This window comes from Dolosicoccus paucivorans (assembly GCF_900100125.1).
Classification (GTDB): Bacteria; Bacillota; Bacilli; order Lactobacillales; family Aerococcaceae; genus Dolosicoccus; species Dolosicoccus paucivorans.
The window spans coordinates 1-1,773 of sequence record NZ_FNEL01000092.1 but is presented as its reverse complement, the minus strand read 5'-3'; the positions used below and the strand labels follow the sequence as shown (position 1 = coordinate 1,773).

The following is a 1,773-nucleotide window of genomic DNA, read 5'->3' as shown; positions in this document are numbered from 1 at the left end:
TACAATCGTCATTACTAACCCTGAGACAGGTGAAAAAGAAGAAATCTTTGTTAGAGATGGTAAAGATGGTCAGGACGGTAAAGATGGTCAGGACGGTAAAGATGGAAGCTCTATTTCCATAACTACCACACCGGGTAACTTTGAAGGTCAAGATGGTGTATGGATTATTACCAAAGATGATAAGACTGGAGAAGAAATTCGAAGAGATTTCGTTAAAAATGGTAAAGATGGTCAAGATGGCCAAGATGGTAAGTCTGCAGATATTGAAACCACTCCACTATTAGATCCAAACGGAAAGGAAATAGGATATAAATTAACTATTACACATCCAGATGGACGTATAGAAGAACGTATTATTAAGAACGGTCAAGATGGAAAAGATGGCCAATCTGTTCTTGTAACAACTGAACGTGGCGATCATGATGGAAAATCTGGAGCGTGGGTTGTAGTTCGAGATCGCGATACATTACAAGAAATTGACCGTGAGTTTATAGCTGATGGAGAAGATGGAAAATCAGCAACTATATCTTCAAGAGAAACAACTGAAGGTGTAGAGGTAACCATTAACAATCCAGATGGTACGACACACACACATTTAGTGAAGCATGGACAAGATGGTCAATCCGTTACAGCAACCACAGAGCCAGGGACATTTAAAGGTCAAGATGGTATCTGGGTCATCATTCGAGATCGAGCAACTGGTAAGGAATTAGACAGAGACTTTGTTGCGAATGGCCAAGATGGTCAGTCTGATCGCATTGAAGTTGACTCGATTAAAGATAGAGATGGTAATGAATTGGGTGTAAATATCCGTGTAACTCAACCAGACGGAACATCAGTGACGAAGACAATCTATCACGGTCGTGATGGCAAAGATGGTCAAGATGGTCAAGATGGAAAAGATGGTCGTTCTGTGAATGTTGAGACTCGACCTGTTACAGATGCATCAGGTAATATTATTGGTGAGGAGTTAATCTTTACTAATGATGATAACGAAGTGATTGATAAATCTATTATTTATCATGGTAAAGATGGCAAATCACCAACGATTGATACTGTGGATAACGGTGATGGTACTCACACGATTATTGTGACGAATCCAAACGGAAGCAAGACCACTACGACTATTGAAAATGGGAAAGATGGTAAAGCACCTACGGTTGATTTAAAAAATAATGGTGATGGAACGCATACAATCACGATAGTTAATCCAGATGGTAGTGTTACTACTACGGTGGTTAAAGACGGCAAAGATGGTCAAGATGGAAAAGACGGTCAATCAGTTGATGTCCAAGTTCGCCCAGTTATTGACACTGAAGGACGTATTATCGGTCAAGAAATTATTTTCCGTGATAAAACAACGGGAACGGAATTAGATCGAGGAATAGTATTGAATGGTAAAGACGGCCAATCAATTGATGTTCAAATAAGTCCATTATTAAATGCAAACAGTGAAGTAATTGGACAAGAAATTATTTTCCGTGACAAAGAAACGAAAACAATAATTGATCGCGGTGTTGTCTTTAATGGAAAAGATGGTCAAGATGGAAGAGACGGTAAAGACGGAAAAGACGGAAAAGACGGAAAAGACGGATTAGATGGTGAAAATGGAAAAGATTGTCTAGAATGCAATATTTGCCCAGATTGTCCTACAGAGGATAAACCAAATAAACCAAGCACACCGGAAGAACCAGAGACACCAGAGGAACCGGAGACACCGGAAACACCAGAGGAACCTGAGACACCGGAAACACCAGAGGAACCTGAGACACC

Annotated in this window: 1 protein-coding gene; it reads left to right on the top strand. The window is 40.2% G+C overall.

The genetic code is table 11. The features are described from left to right. On the top strand, positions 1-1,773 hold a 1,773-nt coding region (locus BLR79_RS08660), incomplete at both ends, for a collagen-flanked surface repeat-containing protein (RefSeq protein WP_456151365.1).